4 protein-coding genes and 1 rRNA gene are annotated in these 3,659 nt (G+C 38.3%); 4 read left to right on the top strand and 1 reads right to left on the bottom strand.

The annotated features are described in order from the left end of the window. Window positions 1–50 precede the first annotated feature (50 nt). The 4 genes from rrf (at window position 51) to F7D47_RS12015 (ending at window position 2,789) form a co-directional block, all read left to right on the top strand. Window positions 51–163 (top strand): 5S ribosomal RNA (gene rrf / locus F7D47_RS12030). A gap of 128 nt (window positions 164–291) precedes the next feature. Beyond that, window positions 292–774: a hypothetical protein gene (locus F7D47_RS12025; RefSeq protein WP_153085618.1), complete on the top strand. Its 483-nt coding sequence runs from the start codon at window positions 292–294 to the stop codon at window positions 772–774. A gap of 93 nt (window positions 775–867) precedes the next feature. After that, window positions 868–1,089, top strand: coding sequence for a DUF2795 domain-containing protein (locus tag F7D47_RS12020; protein WP_006848869.1), 222 nt, complete (start codon window positions 868–870; stop codon window positions 1,087–1,089). 326 nt (window positions 1,090–1,415) lie between these two features. Continuing rightward, entirely contained in the window at window positions 1,416–2,789 is a 1,374-nt protein-coding gene (locus F7D47_RS12015; protein WP_153085616.1) for a tyrosine-type recombinase/integrase, read from the top strand. Between the two features lie 258 nt (window positions 2,790–3,047). Here F7D47_RS12015 and F7D47_RS12010 read toward each other — a convergent pair whose 3' ends face one another. Further along, window positions 3,048–3,428, bottom strand: a complete 381-nt coding sequence (locus F7D47_RS12010) for a hypothetical protein (protein WP_119238609.1) — start codon at window positions 3,426–3,428, stop codon at window positions 3,048–3,050. Between the last annotated feature and the right edge of the window lie 231 nt (window positions 3,429–3,659).

The raw sequence follows: 3,659 nt of genomic DNA, 5'->3' as shown, positions 1-3,659 counted from the left end.
TCAACATTACTTATACGTTTGCTTGTGTGCAAATACGTCATAACCCATTATCAGGTGGTTATTGCGGTGAGGTCCCACCTCTTCCCATTCCGAACAGAGAAGTTAAGCTCACTTGCGCCGATGGTACTGCAATGCAATGCGGGAGAGTAGGTAGCCGCCTCCTTTTATCAAGAGCCTCAGATTTCGAAAGATTTCTGAGGCTTTTTTGTTTTTCCCACAGATTTCACAGATGCTCACAGATTTTAGACCTGTTCGGTCTGGAATTTCGCAGATTTTTATTATCTTTGCAGCATGAATAGGAAAGGAATTAAAAAGAAGTTTGCTAATTTCGGTCAGCGTATGCTACGGATGCCTCGTACCCGAGGATTCGGAGTACAATCACCTACAGCCTATTCTTTCCTGCGCAAGGTGGTTAACGAAAAGGGATTTCTCAGAATCTATTGTCAGACTCATTCTGAAATCTCCTCCTCCTATCCCCAAGATGCCTCCAAACAGAAACGTCTTCTCTTCCGCATCAGAACTGTTTATCCTAATGTAGTAGAACTCTCTGCATCTTCCCTGCTAAAGAGAGAGGATTTCCAGCAGTTTCTCTGGAATGTGTCTGATGATACGGTTTTAGTAGTTACAGACATCAATCTCGATGCAGAATATGGGAAAGTATGGCTCCGACTTGTAACAGATAATCGTACGATTTTGACCTTTAATTTGGTTGATTGCGGTATAGTTTTCTTCGATAAAACCAAATATAAGCAGAATTTTAATGTAAATTATTGATTTGTGCGTAAATTTGTTCCATAAATATTTGGAATTTAAAATAAAAGTATTACTTTTGCAGCCAAAATAATAGAAACGTTAAATTATAGAGCTATGTATTGGACACTTGAATTGGCTTCAAAGCTTGAAGATGCACCATGGCCTGCAACTAAAGAAGAGTTGATTGACTACGCAACTCGCTCTGGTGCGCCTCTAGAAGTTCTAGAGAATTTGCAGGAGATAGAAGACGAAGGCGATGTTTACGAAAGCATCGAAGACATCTGGCCTGATTATCCTTCAAAGGATGACTTCTTGTGGAATGATGACGAGTACTAATCGTTCATCGATTACGATTATCAGAATAAGATAATGGAAATGAGCCATATAGGTGATTTCTTATGAAATTCCTATATGGCTTTTTGCCGTCTTTTACCGCCAATTTTACCGTTCTAATGGCCTTATTTTACATAATTAAATGATCAATAATCGGTATATCCTGAAATTCTTTCTTTTCTGATCGGTTAATTTCATCTTTTCTTCTCTTATTATTCTCCTTACTTCATACTAAAATCATCTGAAGTTTATAAAAAAGGAGTGATATGATAAACTTTTCTACTATCTTCGCGTACATAGTGCCATAATTAATAAAAAGGTATTTTAATATGGGAAGAATTTCAAGACTTTATCCGAAAGGACGATTGAGACTGCGTATACCAAAGATGGTGCAGTCTGGTAAAAAGTATCCATTGTATATAGAATACAATTGGCATGCTGATTCTATTCGTAAATCAACTGGTATAAGTGTGTCAGTAAAGGAATGGAATGAGAAAGGCTATTGCGGTATTGGTGAAATACGTGCCACGACTGATATTGACTATAAGTATTATAATCATGCTCTTCATAAGCGTATCGAAGACATAGATGTGAAGATACATAAGTATTATGAAATGCATCAACATATTACTTGTGATGTGATTCGATCTTTTCTCGAAGACAATGACAATGCTTTGCGACCTGATGAAGGAAAAGACTTCATAGAGTTTGCTAAAGAGTTGATGGAAAAACGTTATGAGAAAGGTAAGATAGGTTTCAGTACTTGCAAGAATGGTATTTCATATCTCAATCAGTTTGAGGAATACCTGTTGATTGAACACAAAGGTACACATGGTGAGCATAAGGAATTCATTTATGTCTCAGATATTAGTGAAGACTTATTGCTTGACTTCCGTAAGTATCGACTCTTGGCAAAAAAGAAAGCAACAACAGTCAACAAGACTCTATGTCCGATTCTTCAGGCGTGTGAATATGCTTGTCAGTTAGGTTATATCTCTCATCAGCTTAATGCATCTCTCCAGGACTTGTATATGAAAGAAGAGGACCGGCTTGATGAAGAAGAGAGGAATATCAAGTATCTCACTGAAGAGAGACTTGCTGAGTTAGTTTCCGTTTATAATACCATCGAACAACCTCGACGAAAAGAGTTTTTGGAGATGTGGCTTTTTGCCTTCCATGCTTGCGGTATGCGAATGGTTGATGTGATGACGCTCCGATGGAAAGACATTGATTCCAACAAGAATTTCATCAGTAAAATACAAGTCAAGACGAGAAACCGAAACACCATACCTTTGAGTGAACCACTCATTCGTATTCTTGAAAAATGGAAGGGTAGAAACAAAGTCTTTGTTTTTGATCTATTGCCAGAGAACTTCGATATAAATGACCATGAGGCGATATACCGTCGTAGAAATTCCTGGAATAATACCATCAATACTTCGCTTCGTTGTATATCTCATGATTTAAAATGGAATCAAGACTTGACTTTCCATGTATCAAGACACACTTGGGCAGTTTTAGCGCTTGCACACGGAGCTGAAATCAGTGAGATAAGCAGATTGTTAGGTCATGCCTCTACTGGCGTCACAGAGCGAGTTTATGCAGAATTCTTGCCAGACAACCTTGCGTCTGTAGTAAGCAAACTTGGCTTCTGCTTCATTCCTGATATGAATGCCAAACAAAAGAAGGTGGTATCACGCTAAACAGAGTGATACCACCTTCGATCAAATTTGTAGCCTTTATAGTCGAAACTATCAGAATATCTTGTAGTCCTTGCCAGTAAGATTAGAAATTGGCTTGAATAAACGCAATAGAATGAGCCCTATCACGATAAATGCTATTCTGACTATTACTGAACCGCCCATAGTAAAACCGTGCCATACGAGGAAAATGGGTGAGCACATGAGGGCTACGATGATTAGGCACATTAGAGCTGCTAGAAATGTTTTTGGTCCCATACGTCAATAATCTAATGGAGCTATGAAATGATCATCAGGCAGGTCGTGAAAATGCTTGCCATCTGCATCATTAGTCACATATGTTTCGTTTTCTGGATCTTCTGTAGCGAAATAGATTTCCAAATCCTTGAAACGATTTTTGAGAAGAACGCGGAAGTCAGTAATCAATGCGAGTTCTTCCGCTTCTATATAGAGAAAGCCTTCTGAAAGTTCGCATTTCTTGATATTACCACAGAGATTGCAAGTCCCATAGTCCACACCAAGAGCTAAGATGATGTTTCCTTCCCAATCATCGGCCTCGTCTTCTTCCATAGCAGGGCGTTCTTTCTGTATGAAAGTCTGATAGAGGTCATATATCTCTTGCAACTCTTCTTGTTTTCCCACAATGTGGTAGCGTACTTTTATATTATGCATTTGGGATGCAAAGATAGCTAAATCTGATACTATGTCTTGTCAATCGATTTCACTACTGTCCAATAAAAAAGGGCAATTCGATCTTTGAAACAGTTGAATTATAGTCTTTTATGCAGTATTTTGCAATGAAACGGACTTGATTTTGTACAATAGTTCGTTAATAATTCAATAATGTGCTAAGCAGCTATACGCTGTAAGCAC

Origin of the sequence: Segatella copri (assembly GCF_009494835.1) — a bacterium.
In the GTDB taxonomy this organism is placed as follows: domain Bacteria; phylum Bacteroidota; class Bacteroidia; order Bacteroidales; family Bacteroidaceae; genus Prevotella; species Prevotella copri_F.
Note: the sequence above shows the minus strand (reverse complement) of the source record. Positions and strands in the feature narration are given on the sequence as shown.